A 21,088-nucleotide genomic window follows, 5' to 3' on the forward strand; every position below is an offset into this window, starting at 1 on the left:
GGGCGCGGCGGCTCCTGTACGGCGGGCGAGGCGTGCCCGGAAGGAGCTTCGTCAGTTCACCGCCGGAGGGCGCCGCAGTACGTACAGTCCGACGCCCGCCGCGAGCAGCATCACACAGACCGAGAACGTCAGTCCCGCGCCCCGCAGGCCCAGCAGCAGAGTCAGCGCGCCGACGCCGACGACCGGCAACGAGATGCCGGTGTAGGCGACGACGAAGAGCGCGGAGATCGTGCCGCCCCTGCGCTCGGGCGGAGCCGCGCCGCTGACGGCGGTCACGGCGGCACGGAAGGCCAGCCCCTGGCCGAGCCCGCCGCAGAGCGCGCCCGCCACGAGCAGGGGCAGCCACTCCACCGCCAGGGAGGTGCCCACCAGCACCAGGCCGACCACGAGGACCAGGCAGCCTCCCGGCAGCGCCCGGCGTACCCCCAGACGCCCCATCAGTGCCTGCCCGACCGTGGAGGCGAGGAAGGCGGAGAAGACGACCGCGCCCGAAACAGCCAGATTCGGCACATCGAGGGTCTGGGCCACGAAGGTCGGCGCCACCGCGGTGAACAGCCCCAGCAGCGCGAATCCGGCGAACGCCGCGAGCGCCGACGGCACGAATACGCCACGGACCTCGGGCGGCACCGTCAGGCCGCCGGGCCGTAGTCGCGGCCGCCGTTTCGGGTTCTTGACGGTCTCGGGGAGGAACCAGGTCAGTACGGCCGCCACCGCCACCAGCGCCAGATGCACGAGGAAGGGCAGCCGCAGCGGCCACGGCGCGTACTGCGCGAGCAGCCCGGCCAGCAGCGGGCCGCAGCCGAGGCCGCCCATGTTCGCCGCCGTGGCGGCGAGTCCCGCGCGTGCCTCATGTCCCGGTGCGGCCAGCTCCATCACCGCGGCGGTGGCGGCGCCGCTGAACAGCCCGGCGGCGAACCCCGACAGCAACCGGCCCGCGAACAGCGCCGGAAGCCCGCCCTCGAACAGGAAGCACAGGGCGCTGGCCGCGGACAGCCCCAGCGCACAGAGCAGCACCGGCCGCCGGCCCACCTCGTCGGAGGAGTTGCCCGCCAGCAGCAGTACGGCGATCACCCCGACGACATAGACGGCGAACACCACCGTCACCATCAGTTCGGAGAAGCCGAGCTGCTTCCGGTAGAGCCCGTACAGCGGAGTGGGCAGGGTCGTGCCGGCCATGCCGACGGCGAACACTCCCGCGGCCACCGGACAGCGGAAGCGCCGGATCTCGCTTCTGTTTCCGCTCCCGCTCCCGCTCTCGCTTCTGCGAGCGTTCATGCAAGCCACCCCCGTATGAGTGGATCGGCCGAGGTGCCCCGTGAACCGTGAGCCGCAGCGACGCCGCGCCCCGGCGGTGGCGCGGCGTCGCTGCCGGGAGCCCGGGAGCCGGAAGCCTGGACTCTCAGCCGTCGTTGGCCACTTCGGCCGCCTTCTCGCGGCGCATCAGGACCGCACCGGCGAGGACGGCGGTGAGCACCGCACAGGCCACCGCCGACACCTTCGCCCAGGCGAGGGAATCGCCCACGCTGCTCTCCAGCAGATTGAGGCCACCGGCGCCCGACAACGAGTGAGCGGCGATGATCCCGACGGCCGTCGCGCCGCTCGCGGCCCAGATCCGGACCGTGTCCTGTACGGCCAGCCAGACGCCGAGCATCAGACAGAGACCGGTGAAGGCCAGCGCGAGCACGTCCGAGAGGCCGCCGGAGCGCAGCGCCGTGACGTCCGTCGGCAGATGGATCATGCCGCAGGAAAGCAGCACGATCGCCGCGGGCCAGCGTAGTACCGAACGTACGGCGGGGGAGGCGGCGCGGTTTCTGGCCTCGGCACCGGCCAGGGCGGCGAGCCCCGCCGTGATACGGGGGCCTTCGGCCAGATGCCGAGACGGGACACCCGGCTCAGGGGTCCGTCCGCCGGCCGGCTTCGAGCCGCCGTGACGGACCGCGCCGGCCGCACCGCCCTGATCGCTCCGCGCGTTCGACAGCTCTTCGGAGCGGACCCCGGAGCGGAGTTCGGAGCGGGCCTCGGAGGGAGTCTCGCGGTGGACCGTGGGCGGCACGTCGCTCTCGCTACTTCCGAGGATGGTCACGAGCTGCGCCACATCCTCGATCGGCCGGCCGACGGCCGCGGCCCGGAGCGTCGTGTCGGCCTCGTCGACTTCGTGCGGAGCCTCGGCCAGCAGCGCGACCAGCTGCCTGACCTCCGCCACGGGCCGGGACACGGCGGCGGCCCGCAGCGCTTCGTCGCCGGGGCTGGGGACTTCCCCGGTCCGTTTCAGCAGACTCACCAACGCGGCAACCTCCTCCAGCGGCCGGATGGTCGCCGCCGTCCAGAGCAGCGTCCGTATCGGCTCGGCGCCGGGGTCCCGGGCCGGCGTCTCACCGCCGGCCCGGCCGGCGACGGGCGCATGCGGACGGCCGGCGAGCTGGTCCTCGGCCGAGAGGTGGGGATCAAGAGACATGGCGCGGCTCCCTTTGCCGAACTCCACGGATGGGCACACACCGTGATGGTCACCGTGCGCCATACGGGCGCACGCTTCGCTCCATCAAATGCCCATATCGGAGTTTCCCGCCATCTGGAACCGGCATAAGAGGGCGCAGGACGGAGCCCCGGGTCGCATGCCTCATGCCTTATGCCTCATGCGTCCTGCCCGCCCCGCCAGGAACCCGAGATCGCTCCTCGGGCGGGAGCCCGAAGTTACTCCTCGGGACCGCTGAGGTCCGTGGTCAGACTGACGTCCGGCTGGGGCACTTCACCGAAGTCCTCGTCGGCGCTGTCGACGCGCAGACGGTTGATGACGGCTTCCAGTGAGGCGGGCAGCGTGGGGCGCCGGCCCTGCCGGCACTGGCTGAGCAGTTCGTGCCGTACCGATTCCGGCAGCAGGGAGGACAGGGCCGACAGCGTGGGGGGTGCCTGCGTCCGGCCGGGCCGGGACAGCTGCCGGGACTGGGTGCGCCAGTACGCGGCGTCCTTGAACTCGGCGCGCTGCTGGTGGGCGAGGAAAAGACAGAACGCGGCGGTCCGGTTGCCACCGCCGGCGGCGAACTGCCACCAGAACTGGGCCGCGTCCTTGTGGCAGATCAGATGAAGAAGGGCGGCGAAGACGACGGCGCCCTCGGGGTCGATACGGTCATGGTCGACCAGGCGGGCCAGACTGGCCGCCGCCTCGGGCGCGTTGATGACCAGGGCGACCGCGAGGTTCAGGTCGTGAGCGGCCTGCTCGTGGGCGGAGGGGTAGCCGCGCGGTACGGCCTCCGCCCTGTTCCCGCCCCCGGGACCCGCTTCCTCGGCGGCGGCCCGCCGCGCGGCGTTGCGCCTGCGGGAGGCTTCGGTGTCGGCGTCGTCATAGGTGTCGGCGAGGACCTCCGCGTCCTCCAGCAGCATGTCTATGGGCGCGGGTTTGTCGGTGCGGCGCACGGTCTACTCTCCCGTCTCGGTGTCTCGTACGTCCAGGTCCTTGGCCAGCCGTCGCCTGGCGTGCCGTACATGAGAACGGACCGTGGCGACCTCGATGCCCATGTATTCGGCGACGTCCTCGTCCGGAACGTGCAGAACATAGCGCAGCACGATCACGTCGTACTGCCGCTCCGGGAGCCGGGAGATGGCCGCGTACAGGCCGACCTCACCTTGCAGGACGGCGAATTGGTCCCGTGTCTCGTATAAGAGGAGTTTGCGGATGGCGGCGTGGAAGGCGGCCGTGTCGACCAGGACCGGCTGGAGATCGTGTTCGTACAGCCACCGCGCCACCTCCTCCTTGAGGACGGCCCACGCGTACCGGGCCACCGATTCCTGTGCCAGGACATGGGGCCAGTGTTCCAGCAGGCGGGCGCAGGTGGTGTCCACCACGGTCTCGGCGGCGGCCCGGCCACCGACCTGGGTGTGTGCGTAACGCAGCCACAGCGTGTGGTGGTGCGCGTCAAAAGCGTCGAAGGTCAACGCCAGCCGCCGCTCGGGGAGGTCGGGGGAGTGTGGTACGCCACGATCGCCCACGTCCTGGGCGCCGTTGGTGGCAGGGGGCATCAGAAGCCGCTCCCCTCAGTGGTACTCCGGACCACCGCTATCAGGTCCTCTCGGGGCGTTCCGGGCCCGGCGAAGACCGGCCGGACAGGGCCTGACTGATCGACTCGCACAAACGCCCCGTTCACTGGGCACCGCGCCGCTCCACGGCGGAGGGCGTCGGTGCGAGAGATGTGTTCTCTCACCTGTCAGCCAACCCGATGACTGCCCTCAGTGTGCAGGACACCCCCGAGATTTTTCGCTGACAGTCATCATATGATTACGCATTCCTTGGGTGAAGTGCCTGTGAGCCGCGCTCTCGTCCGGTCTGCCGGCCCCAGCGGGGGCACAGGCAGGCGGAGTTGATCCATCTCGTACGGTTGTCCGTATCCCTTGATGGGCAGTTACTGACTGTCGTCCGGGAGTGGCGGGAATGAACGAGTGTCCGGGAATGACTGTCCGGGAATGGGACCGACTGTCAGCCGGCACGGATTACGGGGGTCGTACGGTGGCGGACAACGGCGCGGTGGATCTGGAGATGGACCGGGCGCATTCGGCGCGCATGTACGACTACTACCTGGGCGGGACCACCAACTTCCCCGCCGACCGCGAGGCCGCGGCCCGCGCTCGGGCGGCCTTCCCCTCCGTCCTGGCCACCGCCGCCATCAACCGGCGCTTCATGCACCGCTCCGTCCGTTTCCTGGCCCGGGACGGCATGAGCCAGTTCCTCGACATCGGGACCGGCATCCCGACCTCCCCCAATCTCCACGAGGTCGCCCAGACGGAGGACCCGCGGGCGCGCGTCGTCTACACCGACAACGACCCGATCGTCCTGGCCCACGCCCGCGCGCTGCTCCAAAGTCGTCCCGAGGGGCGCACGGCGTATGTCCACGCCGATGCCACCGAGCCCGAAGCCCTGCTGGCCGCCGAGGAGTTGCGCGGGACGCTCGACTTCGCGCGGCCGATCGCCCTGAGCCTCAACGCGCTGCTGCATTTTGTCACCGGCGACCACCGCGCCCATGACATCGTCGAACACCTAAAGGACGTGCTCCCGTCCGGCAGCACGCTCGCGATCGCCCATGTCACCGCGGAGTTCGACCCCGAGGGCATCACCCGCCTCATCGACACGTACCGCGCCGCCGGCACCCTCGCGCAGGCCCGTACCCACGACGAGATCGCACGCTTCTTCGAGGGCTGGGAGTTGTTCCCTCCGGGGATCGTTCCCTCGCACGAGTGGCGTCCCGACCCCGGCGACGGCAGCGAGAGCATCACCAACGAGGTCGCATCCTGCTATGTGGGCGTCGCACGCAAACCCTGACGCCCCCTCATTCAGGGCTCGGTTCGCCTCCGGGGCGCTTGCTGTGTCAATCAGCGGTCTCCGGCCGCGGGCACTGTCGACGGTCGACCGTCGCCCCCTCGTTCCTCGGGGCCTGCGCGCTCTCCCGTACGACAGCGGCGCGCCCCTTCGGCTCACACACCTTCTTTTTCGAGGCTCGGTTCGCCTCCGGGGCGCTTTGAGCCGCTGTCGACGGTCGACCGTGCTCGCCCCCTCGTTCCTCGGGGCCTGCGCGCGTCCTCCCTTACGACAGCGGCGCGCCCCTTCGGCTCACTCGCCGGCGGACGTGGCGGCGGGGCATCCGCAGGGGCCGGTGCCAATACGGCTGGGGACAAAGGTGAGCGGCCGGTGCCCGGGGCGGGGCACCGGCCGCTCTTCCGCCACTCGGCTAGGCGGCGGTCTGCGCGCCGGCGGCGGGGCCGACGAGTTCCTCCAGGACGTCTTCCATGGTGACGAAGCCGATGACCGTCCCCTTGTCGCCCGTGACGGCCGCGAGATGCGTACCGCCGGAGCGCATCGCCGTCATGGTGTCGTCGAGCGGGGTGTCGATCTCGACCCGGATCACCACATGCAGCGCGCTGCGCGGGAAGGGCCGGGTGCGCTCGGCGACCCCCAGGGCGTCCTTGATGTGCAGATAGCCGAGGATCGTGTTGTCCGGTCCGGTGACCGGCAGCCGGGAGAAACCGCAGGACGCGGCGGCACGCTCCAACTGCTGCGGGGTGACCTGGTGGTCGACGGTGATCGTTCGGTTGAGCGGGACCATCACCTCACCCACCGGACGTGTGCCCAGCTCCAGGGCGTCACGCAGCCGCTCGCCGTCCGCGGGATCCAGCAGCCCGGCCTCACTGGAGTCCTTGACCAGGCGCGCGAGTTCGTCGTCGGTGAAGACCGAGGAGACCTCGTCCTTGGGCTCGACCTTCAGCAGCCGCAGGATGCTGTTGGCGAACGCGTTGATCCCGAAGATCACCGGACGCAGCGCCCGGGTCAGCCCGACCAGAGCGGGCGCCAGAGCGAGCGCGGTGGGCGCGGGCGCGGCCAGCGCGATGTTCTTCGGCACCATCTCGCCGATCAGCATGTGCAGATACGTCGCCAGCGTCAGCGCGATCACGAACGCGATCGGGTGGATCAGCGCTTCCGGTACGCCGATCGCCTCGAAGGGCGGCTCCAGCAGATGGGCGATGGCCGGTTCCGCCACGGCGCCCAGGACCAGCGAGGAGATGGTGATGCCGAGTTGCGCGGTGGCCATGGCCGCGGACAGGTGTTCCAGACCCCACAGGGTGCTCTTCGCCCGGCGGCTGCCCTTGATCGCCTGAGGCTCGATCTGGCTGCGGCGTACGGAGATGAGCGCGAACTCGGCACCGACGAAGAACGCGTTGGTGAGCAGGGTGAGCGCGCCGATGGCGAGCTGCAGGCCGGTCATCGGGCGTCCTCCGCGAACTGTGCGGCCGGGACGGGCGCGGTGATCCGCACCCGGTCGGCCCGGTGATGCTCGATATGCAGCACGGCGAACTGCCAGCCGTCCACGTCGAGTCGGTCCATGAGCACGGGCAGCCGCTCCAGCCGCGTCGCGAGCAGCCCGGCGAGCGTCTCGTAGGGGCCCTCCGGGGCGTTGAAGCCGATCTCCTCGAGCTGGTCGAGACGGACACTTCCGTCCGCCTGCCAGACGAGGCGGCCGTCCACGGCCGGTTCGCCGGACACCAGGTCAGGGGTCTCGTCCGGGTCGTGTTCGTCGCGTACCTCTCCGACGACCTCCTCGACGATGTCCTCCACGGTGGCGACTCCGGCGGTGCCGCCGTATTCGTCGATGACCACGGCCATCGTCCGCGCCGCGCGCAGGCGCCGCAGCAGCCGGTCCACCGGGAGCGAGTCGGGGACGAGCAGGGGGCTGGTCGCCAGTTCGGTGACGAGCGTCCGGTCCCGCTTGGTCTCGTCCAGGGCGAGGACGTCGCGGATGTGGATGGTGCCGATCACCTCGTCCAGGCTGTCGCGGTAGACGGGGAAGCGCGACAGTCCCGTGGCCAGGGTCAGATTGGCGGCGTCCGCGGCGGTGGCGTGCGCCTCCAGGGCCCGGACGTCCACGCGGGGCGTCATGACGTTCTCCGCCGTCAGCTCGGCCAGGTGGAGCGTCCGTACGAACAGCTCCGCGGAGTCCTGCTCGATGGCGCCCTCCCGCGCGGAGTGCCGCGCCAGCGCGACCAGTTCCTCGGGGGTACGGGCGGAGGCCAGCTCCTCGGCGGGTTCCAGGCCGAACCGGCGTACGAGGTGGTTGGCGGTGTTGTTGAGATGCCGGATCAGCGGGGCGAAGGCGGCGGTGAAGCCGCGCTGCGGGCCGGCCACGACCTTCGCGACGGCGAGCGGGCTGGAGATCGCCCAGTTCTTCGGTACCAGCTCGCCGATCACCATCAGCACCACCGTGGAGAGGGCGACGCCGAGCAGGGTGGCGACGGTGGGCACCGCGCCGTCCGGCAGACCGGCGGCCTCCAGCGGACCACGCAGCAGCACGGCCAGCGAGGGCTCGGCGAGCATGCCGATGACCAGCGAGGTCACCGTAATGCCCAGCTGGGCGCCGGAGAGCTGGAAGGTCAGCCGCTTGGCCGCCTCCAGCGCACCGGCGGCGCCCCGCTCACCGGCCGCGACGGCGCGTTCGAGCTCACCGCGCTCGATGGTGGTCAGGGAGAACTCGGCCGCGACGAACAGCGCGCAGGCGAGTGTGAGCGCGAGAGCGAGAAGCAGCAGAAGCACTTCGGTCACCGTGCCACCTCCGTCCCATGGTTCGGCGGGACGGGTATGGCACGGCTCGTACTGGGAGGCTCACCCATTGCGGGACCGCAGCTCCTTCTCGGATCAGGTGTCGGGTTCTTGGATCGGACGGTCGGCGGGGCGGGCACCCTGTGCCGGCACGGGGCGGGCACCTCGCGTCGGCACGAGGCGGGCACCCCGTCCGCCAATAGTAAAGGAATCGCAAAGCAATGCAATGTGCTGTGAACGGCCGATGTCCGCCAATCCGTCGCGGGAGCGGCCACGGGACATCGTGGGGGCGGCTCCCCGACATCACATCGCGGGGCCGGTCACCGGGAGGTCATCGGACCACCTCGAAGTCCGTTCCCACGGTCAGTGTCACCACGCCCGGCGTGGCTCCCGAGTCCTGCCGCGCGGCGCTGCCCGGCAGCCGGGACGCCAGCACCTCGGCCGAGGCTCCCAGGCCCTGCGGATAGCCGACCGTGGTCCTCTTCGTGGCCTCGGGCGCGTTACCGACGTTCGTGACCGTGAATCCGGCCGTACGGAGTGTGTCCGCGACCTTCGCGGCCCGCCCCTGGGTGCTGGTGCCGTTGAGGACCTGTACGCGCACCGTACGGGCGTAGACCGGGTTCTTGGAAGCGGCCTCCAGCTTCTCCTTGTCGACTTCCTTGTCCTTCGCCAGGGAGGTGAACAGGTCGCCGGCCTGGGGATACTGCCATACGACATTGGCCTGGTCGGTCGGCACGTCGGCCTGGCGCGAGTAGTTCGGTACCGTCAGGAACGTCAGGCGGTCGCGGGGGATTCCCTTGACCTCGGAGGCGAGGCCCGAGAGCGGCTTGATCCCGGCCAGGGCCTTGTCCGTGGTCAGCGACTTGGTCGCCGAGTCCAGGAATCCGTACAGCGCGTTCGGACTGGCCAGCTTCTGCTGGGCCTTGGCGGCCAGCGCCTCCATGAACTCCTGCTGCCGTCCGATCCGGCCCAGGTCGGAACTGTCGCCGAGGCTGTAGCGCGTACGTACGTAACCCAGGGCCTGCTCGTCCTTGACCGTCTGGCAGCCGGCGTCCAGGTCGAGGCGGGCCTTCTTGTCGTGGATCGGCGCCTCGGGGCAGACCTCGATGCCGCCCAGCGCGTTGACCATGCCCTTGAAGCCCTGGAAGTCGACCGACATGAAGTGGTCGATCCGCAGACCGGTGTTGCGCTCCACCGTCTTGATGGTGCAGGTGGCGGCGCCGGAGACCTCGCCTCCCGTACCGCCTATCGCGAACGACTCGTTGATCTTGAACTGGTGCGGGTCGGACGTACTGCCGTCCCCCCGGTCGCAGGCCGGGATGTTCACCCAGGAGTCGCGGGGGAGCGAGACGACCGTGGCCCATTTCCGGTCGGCGGCCACATGCATGACCATCAGCGTGTCCGACTGCATGGTGGCCAGGTCCTTGCCGTACTTCGCGTTGGCGCCCTCACGCGAGTCGGAGCCCACGACGAGGATGTTCTTGGACCCCGGGCTCAGATTGACCGGCCGGCCGCCGCCGATCTTGTTGTCGATGTCCGCGGAGTGGATGTTGCCGTTGAGGTCCTGGTAGATCCATGCCGCCGTTCCGGATACGCCGATGAGCGCCAGGGCCAGGATCCCGCCGGCCCAGACGACTATGCGGCCCCGCCGGGTCAGCCTGGTCCTGCCGCCGCCGCGGCCGACGCCTGCCGCCGGGCCCCGTCGACCCCTGGATTCCCTGCCCATGCCGCGTCCTCCGCCCCGTTGTCCGGCCTGCCGTCCGGCGGTCGCCCGCCGCTCACGCCGGTCCTCGCTCTGTACGGTCGTTGCTCTGCCCGGCCCTCGTTCTGCCCGGTCGTCGTTCTGTACGACGCCTGAACTCTACTGGCTCTACAGATATGTAGAAGGGGCCGGGGGTGCCGGACCTGCCGCTCCGCGGATGCCAGGTCTCAGAGCGGCGTCATCGCGGCTTCGAGCGTCACGAAGAGCGCGCCGGTTCGTTCGGGACCGTACGGCGGGTGCCGGGAGCGCCGGTACGGAACGCCTCGCCCGTACTGTCCGTGCCACCGGCACCGGCTGTGTCGTCCGTGCCGGGGCCGGCGTCCTTGAGCAGTGAGCGCAGCACCTCTTCGTCGTGTGGCGACAGGGCCGACACGAAGCTGGAGAGCACCGCGTCGCGGTTGTCCCGCTCGTCGAGAAGACGGCGCATGCGCAGTGCGGTGAGGCCCGCTTCGTCCGCCACCGGAGTCCAGCGGAAGGAGCGCCCGGACCGGCTGCGGGTCACGGCCCGCTTGCCGAGAAGGCGCGTCAGGATGGTGATCACCGTGGTGTACGCCAACTCGCCGTCGAGCCGTTCCTGTACCCAGGTGGCCGCCACGGGCGTCGTCGCCGAGCCCAGGATCGCCAGCACCTGGGACTCCAGCTGGCCCTGGCCGCGTCTGCGGGCGCGGGACGTCTCTTCCCGGTCGTCTCGCTGCCCGAGGGTCCCGAAGTCCCCGAGGTTCCCGAGGTCCCCCGTGTTTCCGACGTTCCCGACGTTCCCGACCACGAAGTGGCCCCCTCCCGCGCTGCCGTCCCAGCCACCCTGGTGCCGGGGCGTCGTAACCAGCCGTTCCTCTCGCATCTCACGAACCGAGCACCGCCCAGTTTCTACAGTGTTGTAGATTTGAGATCGTGCCACACGGCGCAACGCGGCGCCGGGGCGTCCGGCGCGCCCGGATTCATGGGACGGACGAAGGGAAAGCAACATGGGTGTGAGCCTCGCCAAGGGCGGCAACGTCTCGCTGAGCAAGGAGGCTCCTGGTCTGACGGCGGTCGTGGTCGGCCTCGGCTGGGATGTGCGTACCACCACCGGAGCCGATCATGATCTGGACGCCAGCGCCCTGTTGTGCGAAGGCTCCGGAAAAGTCGTCTCCGACCGGCACTTCGTCTTCTACAACAACCTCGTCAGCCCGGACGGTTCGGTCGAGCACACCGGCGACAACCTCACCGGTGAGGGCGAGGGGGACGACGAGACCGTCAAGGTGAATCTGGCCGCCGTACCCGCCGAGGTCACCAAGGTCGTCTTCCCGGTCTCGATCCATGACGCCGAATCCCGTGGCCAGAGCTTCGGCCAGGTCCGCAACGCCTATATCCGTGTGGTCAACCAGGCCGGCGGCGCCGAACTGGCCCGCTACGACCTCAGTGAGGACGCCTCGACCGAGACCGCGATGGTCTTCGGCGAGCTGTACCGCAACGGGGCCGAGTGGAAGTTCCGGGCCATCGGCCAGGGATACGCCTCCGGGCTGGCCGGAATCGCCTCCGACTACGGCGTCAACGTCTGACACCCGTAATCCGTACCCGATCCGGTCTCCCGATCGGGGTATGCCGTTCCCCGTATCCGTACCGCCCCCGTCTCCGCACCTGAGCCGGGCACCCGCGTCCACGCCGTGCAGTCACAACCTCCAAGGAGCCACGAATGAGCGTCAATCTCTCCAAGGGCCAGCAGATCAGCCTCACCAAGTCCGGCGGGGGTGAACTCACCGTCATCCGCATGGGACTCGGCTGGAAGGCCGCGCGCAAGGGATTCCTCGCCAGGATGACCGCCCGCGAGATCGACCTGGACGCCTCGGCGCTGCTCTTCGCCGGCAAGGAGGCCGTCGATGTCGTCTTCTTCCAGCATCTGACCAGCGACGACGGCTCGGTGCGGCACACCGGTGACAACCGGGTGGGCGGCGCGGGAGAGGGGGGCGACGACGAATCGATCGTCGTGGATCTCCAGCGCGTCCCCGTCCACATCGACCAGATCGTCTTCACGGTGAACTCGTTCACGGGCCAGACCTTCGAAGAGGTCGACAACGCCTTCTGCCGGCTCGTCGACGAGACCAACGGCCAGGAACTGGCCCGCTACACGCTCACCGGCGGTGGCCGGCACACCGCCCAGATCATGGCCAAGGTGTCCCGCTCCGGCGCCGGCTGGGAGATGGCCGCCATCGGATCCCCCGCTGACGGACGCACCTTCCAGGACCTCATGCCGGCCGTCGCGCCGCACCTGTAGGCCCCTCCGGGCATTGCCTACGGACCCGTAAGTCCGGCAACCCACCATCCTCCGAGGAGACTCACCGTGGCCCTGTGGGACCGCATCAAGGATTCCGCCGCGTCGATGCAGACGCAGCTCAACTCGAAGAAGAACGACCTCAAGAGCGGCGCCTTCCGTGACGCCAGCATGGCCATGTGCGCCCTGGTCGCCGCCGCCGACGGCTCCATCGACCCGGCGGAGCGCCAGCGTGTCGCCTCGCTGATCATGACCAATGACGTCCTCCAGAACTTCCCCGCCGACGACCTCCAGACGCGGTTCAACGACTACTGCCAGAAACTGACGACCGACTTCGACTTCGGCAAGGTCGGCATCCTCCAGACCATCGGCAAGGTCGCCAAGAAGCCCACGGAGGCGCGCGCCGTCATCCAGATCGGCATCGTCATCGGCGGCGCCGACGGCGACTTCGACAAGTCGGAGCAGGCCGTGGTCCGCGAGGCCTGTTTCGCCGTCGGCATCGAGCCGGGCGAGTTCGACCTCTGACGGTCGCCATCCGCTGATCCGCCGGTGGAGTGCAGGTGATCACCCGGGGCGCGTCGCTTCAGCGCGGCGCGCCCTTCCGTTCCCGCTGGCGCCTGACCGCCCGTACGGCGGTGTGGACGTGTCAGACGCCCGGCCCCTCCGCGGTCCCGCCGACCCCGTTCGCTCCTCCGGTCCGTCCGGTGCTCTCGGCTTCGTCGGCCTGCTCGATCTCACGCTGCAGCCGCCGGTGCATCCGGTGTTCGTGGAAGAGGCGGCCCACCAGCGCGCCCCCGTAGACGACGAAGCCGACGCCGACCAGCCAGGACTGGATGACCAGGACCGTCCCGAACGGGCCGTAGGTCACCGCGTTGGAGGCGATCAGCGGGGAGAAGACGACGCGGGAGAAGATCCGCAGGCCGAGCAGGCCGAGGGCGATCGCGACGGAGCCGGGGAAGAGCGCCCGCCAGCGGACCCGCCCGGCGAGCAGCATGCGCTGGGACCACCAGAAGAAGAGCAGCGTCCCGATCAGATCGCCCACGGTCACGAGCACCGTGTTGACGAGGGAGTCGGACGTGACGGACGTATTGACGAAGGCCACGAGAAAGAAGACGAGGACGGCCAGCCAGAGGACGTGCCGCCACATGGTGTGCCAGCGGGCCGTCGGCAGTTCCCAGACCCGCTCGTAACCGGTCTGTACGGCGGACCCGAACGTCAGGCCGAACACGGCGAGGGCGGCGAGACCGAACGCCGTCGTACGTTGCAGGGCCTGTCCCGGCCTGCCGAACAGCTGCTGGATCTCCCCCTGGGACGACGCCGACACCCCCAGCCCCTGCCCCAGCCAGCGCGCGAACCCCTGGCCGCTCGCCGGATCGGCCGCGGCGACCAGGATCAGCAGTGGCACCAGGGTCAGGAAGCCGAGCGCCGCGAAGCTCATGGCCCGATGCATCAGCTCCATCTCACGGCCGCGGTTCCAGGCGAGTACGGCGGGAGAGTCGGCGATCCCGCGGTACAGGCTCAGGAACCGTCGGCCGTCTTCCGGCGCACCGAAACGCTTTCGGGTCATGTGTCGTCTACTACCCCGGTGCGCGCGGTGCTCCCTGAGCGGCCCCCGGATGGGTGCCCGTACGGCACCCCGCGCGGTGCGGAGGCACTCCTCGCGCGGCGCTGCCCCTTCTCATCCGTCGGCGCATCGCTTATTTTCTGCGAGAAAGCGCTGAGACCGACCGGCGATTGGGAAATCGCCGGTCGGTCTTACCTTCGGTTCCTCCCACGATTCACCGAAGATGAAGAGAAGAGGCACCCGCATGCCCGTCTTCGCGCACCTGAGCAGACCGTTATGGACCGTGCTCGCCGTGGCCGCGTTCCTCGCCGGGATCCTGACCGCGCCGCCGGCCGCCGTGGCGTCGTCGTTCACCGTCGCACGGCCGGACGTCACGGCGGCCGGTGACGGCAGTCCGTCCGACCCGAACATCACGTACGTCGGCCGCTGGAACACCTCCTCGGCGCCCTACGCCTCGCACTGGACCGGCGCCTACCTCCGGACCCGCTTCAGCGGCACGACCGTCAAACTGAAGCAGCGGAACGCGGTCGAGTTCTGGGCCGCCATCGACGGCAAGGAGTTCGTCAGCTACAAGAACGTCAAAGGCACGGTGGACCTGACGCCGACCAAGCTGGCCGCCGGGAACCACACCCTCGTCGTCTCCTACCGACAGGTCGCCGGCTCCTACACGGGCGACTCCGTCTTCGGCGGCCTCGTCCTCGACTCCGGAGCCTCGACCCTGGCGCCGCAGACCTCCTCGAAGAAGGTGGTCGAGTTCATCGGCGACTCCATCACCGCCGGCACCACCAGCAGCAAGCTCGCTCTCACCGCGTACGGCTGGCTGGCCGCCGAGAAACTGGGTGTCGAACACACTCAGATCGCCCAGGGCGGCGCCTGCCTGGTGGAGACCGCCGACGGCTGTGAGGGGCTCAGTGAGCGCTTCACCCACCTCGGCGCGGCCGATGGCTCGCCCCCCTGGGACTTCTCCCGGTACCAGGCGAACGCGGTCGTCATCAACCTCGGCACCAACGACGTCGGACACGGGGTCCACACGCCCGAATTCCAGGCCGCATACACCGCTTTCCTGGGCACGGTCCGCGCCAAGTACCCCAACGCGGCGATCTTCGCCCTGCAGACCTTCCGCGGACGGTTCGTCCCCCAGACCCAGGCCGCCGTCCAGGCCCGCGCCGACGCGGGCGACCGGAACGTCTTCTTCGTCAACACCGACGGCTGGATCCCCGACGGTGGTCTGACGGACTCCGTCCACCCCAACGACCTCGGCCACCGCGCCATCGCGGACCGGCTGGCCCCCGTCATCGCGGCGAAGATCTGAGCGGCCGCACCGTACGGAACCCCGCCCGCCACCGGGAGGCAGGCTCCCGGCCGACCCCCGGTGGCGGACCGCACGGCCGGTCGGGCCGGGGCGTCGCCCGACTCCTCAGCGGCGGCCGAGCCGGCGCTCGCCGTTCGCGCCGGTCGCGTACGGCAGTCCGTAATGCGCGAAGATCTGCGGTTCGTCCTCGGCGAGCAATTCCCCGTCGACGTCGATGGACGGGGAATCCTTGGCCAGTTTCTTGTCCCAGGCGACCTTCAGGTAGCCCGGCCCGACCGTGGCATCGGTCAGCGGGACAAAGATCAGACGTCGTTTGGTGGGAAGGCCGATGGTGACCGTGGCGAACGACGGCATGTCCGTCGCGGTATCGACGTATACGGCTTCCAGCGAGCCGATCTTCCGATTTCCGGCATCGACCACATCGTGGCCCCGCCATTCCCGAATGTCGTCAGCTTCGAACATGAGCGATTTCGCCTCTTATTCGCCGAGTGATGTCTGTGTCATCTGATAGTCGTGGATACCCCTTATTTCCAGGACAGTACCCGCCGGAGCTCCGGTACGGAGTCACCTCGCCCGCCAGGAAACCGCTGGCGGTCACCCGGACCGGACCGGCATCCTGGCCGTATGTTGATCAGAGAAGCCATCACCGAGGACTGGCCCGCCATCTGGCCGTTCTTCCACCGGATCGTCGCCGATGGCGAGACATTCACCTACCCGGTCGACCTCGGCGAGACCGACGGCCGTGACTGGTGGCTGATGAAGGCACCGAACCGCACCGTCGTCGCCGTCGACGACACCGGCGCGATTCTGGGTACGGCCAAGATGAACCGGAACCACATGGGTAACGGCGGGCATGTCGCCGGCGCCAGCTACATGGTCGACCCGGCGTGTTCGGGGCGCGGCGTGGGCAGGGCGCTCTGTGAGTACTCGATCGACTGGGCCCGTACGGCGGGCTTCCGCGCGATGCAGTTCAACGCCGTCGTCGAGACCAATGAGTACGCGGTGAAGCTGTACCAATCCCTGGGATTCGAGATCCTGGGCACGCTGCCCGAGGGCTTCCTGCACCCGGTGAAGGGCTATGTCGGGCTGCACATCATGCACCTCAAGCTCTGAGCACACGGGGCTCGGGGGGTGTGCCTCACCGCTCCTGAAGCACCGAGAAGGTGTTGCCCGCCGGGTCCGTGAACCACGCGATGTACGGACCGGCCGCGCGGAAGATGCCCTTGTCGTCCGCGTCCATGCCGGGGTAGCGCTCGAAGCGCACACCCCGGCCGGTCAGCTCGTCGACCGCCGCGTCGATGTCGTCCACGGGGAAGTTGAGGACCGTGAACGACGCCGGTGTGTGGCCGGGCTTGGGGTAGACGAGCACGGGAGTGCCACCGGCGACCCGCAGGTGGAGCATGCCGTGCTCCTCGGCGACGTCCAGCCCCAGCGTCTCGGTGTAGAAGCGCTTGGCCTTCTCGATGTCGTCCACGGCGAATCCGCTGAACGCCTTGCTGTTGCCGAGCATGACCATGTCCTTTCCTCGGTCCGTCCGGCCGTCCGGCCGTCTTCCGGCCCCTCGCGCTCTCACGTTCTTGCTGGATGGGGCCGCCGAAGAGGTAGACGCCCGCGAAGCCCGGGACTCATCGGTGTGCCGCACTCCCTCCTCGACGGCGGTGAGGGCGGCCGAGGATCTGCACGCAGGCAGAGAAAACGTCCAGAGGGAAATCCCCGCGAATTGACGTGAGTTCCGGTGGCCGGCGGGCGGGGTTCAGCCGTACAGTCGGCCGAACCGCAAGGTGTCCCCGAGTGGATCATTGCTCGCGATCAGCTGTCCGGCGCCGGATTTTCTTCGGTACTCGTACGCCGCGGCCAGCGCCGAAGCGGTGAGAGAACGTTCGCGGCGATGGTTTTCCGGCATTTCCGCCGGGGTGAGCAGAACTGGAAGCGCCCGGTCCATACGCAGCGCGTCCACCGATTCCGCCAGCAGTTCGTATTCCGTGGTGTCGTCGCGTGTGGCGACCCGCAGGAGACGGCCCGCGGCCAGATGCTCCGCGACCATGTCCTGGTGGTTCACGTCGTCCCGCCAGTTCCTGAGCGTCGTCGGGACGTCCGGCACGCTCTGCGCCACCGGGGCGAGCGCTTCGGCCGGAAAATGACGGCTTTCGGGGGTGGGGTCGAGTCGTTCCGCGATCCAGGTCGCGCGATCTCGCAACCACCACAGTGCAAGGGACAGAGTGGGGGCGCGATACGTGCCCAGAGGGACGCCGATGCGCTGTCCGCCGCAGAATCCGTACGCGGTGACATGGCACAGGAATTCGTCATGCACGGCCGCTCTCCTTGCGCCGTTCTGTGGGGCCGGGTGGCCTGGGCCGCATTCTTTCGCGGTGGCGTTGCACGGTGCCGCGGGGTGAATCCGCGAGGTGACGCGTGAGGGAGTGGAGATCGACTTTCGGTCGCCCGAACTTACAACTATGAATGCTCGACTGACGCGCTGTCACGACGTGGTTCCGGACAGAGTTGCGACATATTCCTCTGCCCAATGGCCGAAATGCGCAAGTGCGGGAACGGTCACCCATGATTCATGAATGCCAAGGATGCCCATGCGGTTATATAGCCCATGGGGTATGTTCGATGCATGCCCATACCGTTCGACGTCCTCGCAGAGCCGAACCGGCGGAAGATCCTCGATCTCCTGCTTGAGCGCCCGCGCACGGTCGGTGAGCTCACGGAGAACCTCGGCCTCAGCCAGCCCGGCACCTCGAAGCATCTGCGGGTGCTGCGCGAGGCCGGACTCGTCGGGGTCCGGCAGGAGGCTCAGCGCCGTTGGTACGAGCTACGGCCCGAGCCTCTCGCGGAACTCGACGCCTGGCTCGCCCACTACCGGCATCTGTGGTCCGGCGCGCTCGACGCGCTCGAACGGCATCTCGACGCCATGGAGAACGACTCCTCATGAACATGAACCCGCACGACGACAGCGTGACCACCACCGACGGCCGGACCGCCCTGCGGATGGAGCGCCGGCTCGCGCACCCTCCCGAGACGGTCTGGGCCGCGATCACCGACCCCGCCGCTCTCGGGCACTGGTTTCCCTCCGAGGTCACCGTGGAGCTCACTCCGGGCGGCAAGATGGGCTTCCACTTTCCCGGCGACAGCGGACCGGGCATGACCGGTACCGTCACCGATGTCGACAAGCCCCGGCTCTTCGCCTTCACCTGGGGCACCGATCATCTGAGCTGGTCCATCACCCCCGACGGCGACGGCTCGCTGCTCACCCTCGTCCATACCTTCGGTGACCGCGCCGGCGCGGCGAGCTTCGCCTCCGGCTGGCACCTCTGCATCAGCGCGCTCAGCCGGCTGCTCGACGGCAACCCCGTCGACGCGGGACCCGACGCGGGGGAACTGCACGAGTCCTACGCCGAGCGATTCGGCCTCGGCCGGGGCACCGTCGAAACGGTCGACGGCGGCAAGCGGATCCGCTTCGAGCGCCAGCTGGTACGGCCCGCCGAGACAGTATGGGCGGCGCTGTCGGCGGGCATCGAGCCGGTGGCGGGGCTGCCCGTCCCGGAAGGGTTCACCACGGACAGGGCTCCGGCGGGGCCCGTCACGGAGGTGCGGGCGCCCACGTCGCTCACGTACGTCTGGCGGTCCGAGGGGACGGTCCGCTGGGAACTGAGGGAGGGCACCGGCCACGGTGCCCGGCTCTTCCTCACCCAGACCGGCCCGGAGGATCCGGAGAACTTCGACACGGACGCGGCGCTGGCCGCCTGGCAGACCCGGATCGAACGGCTCGCGAAGGGACTTCTCACGGCATAGGCCGAGCTTCTCGGTGGACCGGGCTTCTCGGGGGCGAACGCGGGCGAGCGCGACCTTTCGAGGAGTGGGTCTCGTACGGCGGATCAACCCGCGTCTCGCCCCTCAGGTCCGGTACGAAGGCTCAGTCCGCCATCTCGGACCTGAGGGACGAGACGCTCAGCACTTCCTCGAACTCGGCGATCTCCGCGACCAGTTGATACACGCTTCCGGTGCCCTCGATGTCCACGTACACCAAGGCGGTCCGGGCATCCTCCGGCTCCGCTTCCTCCTCGTCGACGTCCACCGTCCGGCCCGCCCGGTCCACCCGGATCCGCAGCACCTGGAATCCCTTGCCCGTCACGTACTCCAGGATCCGCGGCAGCGCGCCCGTGCCGATGTGGTAGCTGAGATGGAGCCGCGCCTGCTCGGCGCTGGTGAAGGAGGGAATCCGCCGGGTCACCCACGGGTAGCCCTGGATGACGAGGAAGTGCACGAGAGTGGCACCGATGGCGAGGAGAGGCAGGCCGCCACCGCATGCCATGCCGATGGCACAGGTGAGCCAGACGGTGGCGGCGGTGGTGAGACCGCGTACGGCATCGCGCCGTACGAAAATGAGACCACCGCCGATGAAGCCGATGCCGGAGACGATCTGCGCGGCGACACGGGACGGGTCGAAAGAGACGTTTTCCAGCCCGAGCACCGCGTTGAAGCCGTGCTGCGACACCACCATGAACAGCGCGCTGCCGACACCGACCAGCGTATGGGTCCGCAGCCCCGCGCTCTTCTGCTGGGTCGACCGCTCGGCGCCGATGAGAGTCGACAACAGCAGGGCCAGGCCCAGTTCGGTGAACTGGCGTGCACCTTGGCCTGCGGAAGGATCGAACAGGGGGATGGCGACGGTGTGCAACGGAACCTCCTCACCATGGTGCGGCACCTTGGTACGGCGACGCGGGCGATCCTAGTCGCGTGGCTCGCGCATGGCCGGTCCGTGACACCCGGGTGAATGGAAGGCGGGAACCCTCGTTAGGGTGCCTTGAATGTTTGCTCCGCTGTTTCCCCCCACAGTTCTGCCAAGAGGCGTCTTCGCCGAGCCGGGTTCCCGCTGGGAGGCCCTGTGACGCAGATTACCGATCCGGCGGTACGGACCGCCTCGGCCCGCGGGACGGCGGAAGCGGAAGCGCGGCCCGCCGCGCCGCCGGCCAAGAAGCGGGACGCCTTCTTCGACAACGCGAAGTATCTGGCGATCGTGCTGGTCGCGATGGGACACGCGTGGGAGCCGCTGCGGGACGGCAGCAGAGCGGTCTCGGCGCTCTACATCGTCGTCTACACCTTCCACATGCCGGCGTTCATCATCATCTCCGGCTACTTCTCGCGCAGTTTCGACTTCCGGCCCGACCGGGTGCGCCGTCTGATCACCGGCATCGCCGTGCCGTACATCGTGTTCGAGGTCGCCTACAGCCTCTTCAACCGGTGGGCCGCGGACGACCCGTCCATGGAGATCAGCCTGCTCGACCCGTGGTACCTCACCTGGTTCCTGCTCGCTCTCTTCGTCTGGCGGATGACGGCGCCGATCTGGCGGCTGGTCCGGTGGCCCGTGCCGTTGTCGCTGGCGATCGCGATGCTCGCGACCATCTCGCCGGACATCGGTGACGACCTCGATCTCCAGCGAGTGCTGCAGTTCCTGCCGTTCTTCGTGCTCGGTCTGCGGCTGAAGCCCGAGCATTTCCAGCTCGTCCGCCGCAGGGAAGTACGCATTCTGGCCGTTCCGGTCTTCGCCGCGACCGTCGTCTTCGCCTACTGGGCGGTGACGCGGATGAACATGGCGTGGTTCTTCCACCGCGACAGTGCGCAGGAACTGGGAGCGCCCTGGTGGGCCGGGACCGTGATGACGCTCGCGCTCTTCTGCTGCTCGCTCGTCCTGACCGCCTGCTTCTACGCCTGGGTCCCGGGTCGCCCGATGTGGTTCACGGCCCTGGGCGCGGGCACGCTCTGCGGCTATCTGCTGCACGGACTCCTCGTCAAGGCCGCGGGCATCTGGGACTGGTACGACGTCGGCTGGCTGCACCAGCCGCAGGGGGCGGTCTTCCTCACGGTCTTCGCCGCCGTGGTCGTCACCGCGCTGTGCACGCCGCCGGTCCAGCGGCTCTTCCGCTTCGCGCTGGAGCCGGAGATGGCCTGGGCCTTCAAGAAGGAGCCCGCCGAACGGACCGGCGGGAAGAGCTGACCGGGGCCGGGGACACCCGGACATGATGCGGGGCGGCGGCCGACGGCCACCGCCCCGCATCATGTCCGGGTCAGCCGGGACAGAGGCCGAACTCCGGGCAGGCCGTGGGTGACGGCGGGCCCCG

General features: G+C 69.2%; 21 protein-coding genes and 1 pseudogene. 9 read left to right on the plus strand and 13 right to left on the minus strand.

All coding sequences use genetic code 11. The features are described from left to right. Positions 1-51: 51 nt before the first annotated feature. The 4 genes from ACIQD6_RS28710 to ACIQD6_RS28725 all read right to left on the minus strand — a co-directional run bounded on the left by ACIQD6_RS28710 (position 52) and on the right by ACIQD6_RS28725 (position 4,014). Positions 52-1,176 carry an MFS transporter gene (locus ACIQD6_RS28710; protein ID WP_401887912.1) on the minus strand — a complete coding sequence of 375 codons (1,125 nt, stop codon included), beginning with the start codon at positions 1,174-1,176 and terminating at the stop codon, positions 52-54. Positions 1,177-1,399: 223 nt separating this feature from the next. Then, positions 1,400-2,455 (minus strand): hypothetical protein, encoded by a 1,056-nt coding sequence (locus ACIQD6_RS28715; protein WP_401887783.1) that lies wholly within the window; start codon positions 2,453-2,455, stop codon positions 1,400-1,402. A 236-nt stretch (positions 2,456-2,691) separates the two neighbouring features. After that, on the minus strand, positions 2,692-3,411 hold the full coding sequence (locus tag ACIQD6_RS28720) for a hypothetical protein (protein WP_401887784.1): 720 nt from the start codon (positions 3,409-3,411) through the stop codon (positions 2,692-2,694). Between the two features lie 3 nt (positions 3,412-3,414). After that, a complete protein-coding gene (locus ACIQD6_RS28725) occupies positions 3,415-4,014 on the minus strand; it encodes a sigma factor-like helix-turn-helix DNA-binding protein (protein WP_401887787.1) in 600 nt (199 codons plus the stop codon). A gap of 514 nt (positions 4,015-4,528) precedes the next feature. Between ACIQD6_RS28725 and ACIQD6_RS28730 the strand changes: the two genes are divergently transcribed. After that, on the plus strand, positions 4,529-5,308 hold the full coding sequence (locus ACIQD6_RS28730; protein WP_401887915.1) for an SAM-dependent methyltransferase: 780 nt from the start codon (positions 4,529-4,531) through the stop codon (positions 5,306-5,308). A gap of 406 nt (positions 5,309-5,714) precedes the next feature. Here ACIQD6_RS28730 and ACIQD6_RS28735 read toward each other — a convergent pair whose 3' ends face one another. From ACIQD6_RS28735 to ACIQD6_RS28750, 4 genes are all read right to left on the minus strand, one after another. After that, positions 5,715-6,746, minus strand: a complete 1,032-nt coding sequence (locus ACIQD6_RS28735) for a hemolysin family protein (protein WP_401887790.1) — start codon at positions 6,744-6,746, stop codon at positions 5,715-5,717. Further along, complete coding sequence (locus ACIQD6_RS28740) at positions 6,743-8,077, minus strand: hemolysin family protein (protein ID WP_401887792.1); 1,335 nt, start codon at positions 8,075-8,077, stop codon at positions 6,743-6,745. Before ACIQD6_RS28740 ends, ACIQD6_RS28735 begins: the two co-directional genes overlap by 4 nt. A gap of 328 nt (positions 8,078-8,405) precedes the next feature. Beyond that, entirely contained in the window at positions 8,406-9,800 is a 1,395-nt protein-coding gene (locus tag ACIQD6_RS28745) for an LCP family protein (RefSeq protein ID WP_401887794.1), read from the minus strand. A gap of 232 nt (positions 9,801-10,032) precedes the next feature. Next, positions 10,033-10,476 (minus strand): BlaI/MecI/CopY family transcriptional regulator, encoded by a 444-nt coding sequence (locus ACIQD6_RS28750; RefSeq protein WP_401887918.1) that lies wholly within the window; start codon positions 10,474-10,476, stop codon positions 10,033-10,035. Positions 10,477-10,801: 325 nt separating this feature from the next. Between ACIQD6_RS28750 and ACIQD6_RS28755 the strand changes: the two genes are divergently transcribed. The 3 genes from ACIQD6_RS28755 to ACIQD6_RS28765 all read left to right on the plus strand — a co-directional run bounded on the left by ACIQD6_RS28755 (position 10,802) and on the right by ACIQD6_RS28765 (position 12,612). Then, the gene (locus ACIQD6_RS28755) at positions 10,802-11,377 is read left to right on the plus strand and encodes a TerD family protein (protein WP_401887797.1); all 576 of its coding nucleotides are present in this window, start codon (positions 10,802-10,804) and stop codon (positions 11,375-11,377) included. Positions 11,378-11,511: 134 nt separating this feature from the next. Next, the gene (locus ACIQD6_RS28760) at positions 11,512-12,090 is read left to right on the plus strand and encodes a TerD family protein (protein WP_401887800.1); all 579 of its coding nucleotides are present in this window, start codon (positions 11,512-11,514) and stop codon (positions 12,088-12,090) included. A 66-nt stretch (positions 12,091-12,156) separates the two neighbouring features. Beyond that, positions 12,157-12,612, plus strand: a complete 456-nt coding sequence (locus ACIQD6_RS28765; protein ID WP_401887803.1) for a tellurite resistance TerB family protein — start codon at positions 12,157-12,159, stop codon at positions 12,610-12,612. Positions 12,613-12,733: 121 nt separating this feature from the next. Here the strand turns inward: ACIQD6_RS28765 and ACIQD6_RS28770 are convergent, their stop codons facing one another. After that, positions 12,734-13,654 (minus strand): YhjD/YihY/BrkB family envelope integrity protein, encoded by a 921-nt coding sequence (locus tag ACIQD6_RS28770; RefSeq protein ID WP_401887806.1) that lies wholly within the window; start codon positions 13,652-13,654, stop codon positions 12,734-12,736. 241 nt (positions 13,655-13,895) lie between these two features. Between ACIQD6_RS28770 and ACIQD6_RS28775 the strand changes: the two genes are divergently transcribed. Next, positions 13,896-14,963, plus strand: coding sequence for a GDSL-type esterase/lipase family protein (locus tag ACIQD6_RS28775; RefSeq protein ID WP_401887808.1), 1,068 nt, complete (start codon positions 13,896-13,898; stop codon positions 14,961-14,963). A gap of 105 nt (positions 14,964-15,068) precedes the next feature. Here the strand turns inward: ACIQD6_RS28775 and ACIQD6_RS28780 are convergent, their stop codons facing one another. Continuing rightward, complete coding sequence (locus ACIQD6_RS28780) at positions 15,069-15,425, minus strand: PRC-barrel domain-containing protein (protein ID WP_401887810.1); 357 nt, start codon at positions 15,423-15,425, stop codon at positions 15,069-15,071. 162 nt (positions 15,426-15,587) lie between these two features. Between ACIQD6_RS28780 and ACIQD6_RS28785 the strand changes: the two genes are divergently transcribed. Then, the gene (locus ACIQD6_RS28785; protein WP_401887813.1) at positions 15,588-16,076 is read left to right on the plus strand and encodes a GNAT family N-acetyltransferase; all 489 of its coding nucleotides are present in this window, start codon (positions 15,588-15,590) and stop codon (positions 16,074-16,076) included. Positions 16,077-16,101: 25 nt separating this feature from the next. Here the strand turns inward: ACIQD6_RS28785 and ACIQD6_RS28790 are convergent, their stop codons facing one another. Continuing rightward, entirely contained in the window at positions 16,102-16,473 is a 372-nt protein-coding gene (locus ACIQD6_RS28790) for a VOC family protein (protein WP_401887816.1), read from the minus strand. Between the two features lie 399 nt (positions 16,474-16,872). Next, positions 16,873-17,274: pseudogene (locus ACIQD6_RS28795) on the minus strand (hypothetical protein); the annotation flags it as partial. 309 nt (positions 17,275-17,583) lie between these two features. On the opposite strand from ACIQD6_RS28795, the gene ACIQD6_RS28800 reads away from it, so the two are divergent. After that, the gene (locus tag ACIQD6_RS28800; protein WP_401887818.1) at positions 17,584-17,901 is read left to right on the plus strand and encodes an ArsR/SmtB family transcription factor; all 318 of its coding nucleotides are present in this window, start codon (positions 17,584-17,586) and stop codon (positions 17,899-17,901) included. Further along, positions 17,898-18,761 carry an SRPBCC family protein gene (locus tag ACIQD6_RS28805; protein ID WP_401887819.1) on the plus strand — a complete coding sequence of 288 codons (864 nt, stop codon included), beginning with the start codon at positions 17,898-17,900 and terminating at the stop codon, positions 18,759-18,761. The genes ACIQD6_RS28800 and ACIQD6_RS28805 overlap by 4 nt, the downstream gene beginning before the upstream one ends. A 121-nt stretch (positions 18,762-18,882) precedes the next feature. On the opposite strand, the gene ACIQD6_RS28810 is transcribed toward ACIQD6_RS28805, so the two are convergent. Beyond that, positions 18,883-19,647, minus strand: a complete 765-nt coding sequence (locus ACIQD6_RS28810) for an MgtC/SapB family protein (protein ID WP_401887821.1) — start codon at positions 19,645-19,647, stop codon at positions 18,883-18,885. 216 nt (positions 19,648-19,863) lie between these two features. On the opposite strand from ACIQD6_RS28810, the gene ACIQD6_RS28815 reads away from it, so the two are divergent. Beyond that, positions 19,864-20,964, plus strand: a complete 1,101-nt coding sequence (locus tag ACIQD6_RS28815; protein WP_401887920.1) for an acyltransferase family protein — start codon at positions 19,864-19,866, stop codon at positions 20,962-20,964. Positions 20,965-21,088: the final 124 nt, after the last annotated feature.

Source organism: Streptomyces sp. NPDC088400 (genome assembly GCF_044753355.1).
In the GTDB taxonomy this organism is placed as follows: domain Bacteria; phylum Actinomycetota; class Actinomycetes; order Streptomycetales; family Streptomycetaceae; genus Streptomyces.